Origin of the sequence: Pseudoblastomonas marina (assembly GCF_014641655.1) — a bacterium.
GTDB classification, from domain to species: domain Bacteria; phylum Pseudomonadota; class Alphaproteobacteria; order Sphingomonadales; family Sphingomonadaceae; genus Alteriqipengyuania_A; species Alteriqipengyuania_A marina.
In genome coordinates this window covers 1-605 of sequence record NZ_BMID01000042.1, presented here as the reverse complement: position 1 = coordinate 605, position 605 = coordinate 1, and the positions used below count along the sequence as shown (strand labels likewise).

At 31.9% G+C, this 605-nt stretch carries 1 protein-coding gene; it reads left to right on the top strand.

The genetic code is table 11. The annotated features are described in order from the left end of the window. The coding region (locus tag IEW49_RS13485) for a proton-conducting transporter transmembrane domain-containing protein (protein WP_268235652.1) at positions 1 to 605 on the top strand (605 nt) is incomplete at both ends.

Sequence of the window (605 nt, the reverse complement as noted above, 5' to 3'; positions counted from 1 at the left end):
TAATTTTACCTTTATTGCCTAAAGCTTCCTTAAATTATACTTATATAATATTTGTCATAGGTGTAATTACTATAATATATGCTAGTTTTAGTACATTAAGAACTACAGATATAAAAGAATTGATTGCATACAGTTCAGTGTCTCATGCTGCAGTATATCTAATAGGAGTATTTAGTAATACAATCCAAGGAATTGAAGGTGGTATACTCTTAGGTTTAGCACATGGCTTTACAAGCCCCGCTTTATTCTTTATTGTAGGAGGTGTGTTATATGATCGTTCCGGAACTCGCTTAATTCATTATTACAAAGGAATTGCTCAAATGGCACCTTTACTTTCTCTGCTTTTCTTTATCTTCTCCTTGGCTAATTGTGGAGTACCCCTTACATTAAATTTTGTAGGTGAATTTATGTCATTATATGGAGTATTTGAAAGATTACCCCTATTAGGTCTGCTGGCTAGTTCTTCAATTGTATTTTCCGCTGCGTATAGTATTTTCTTATTTAACAGGGTAGCTTTTGGAGGAAGCTTTTCGAAATTCTTCGAAAATAGTATTATCGATTTAACTAAAAGAGAATTCTATGCACTAATTTTTTTAGGAGTATTA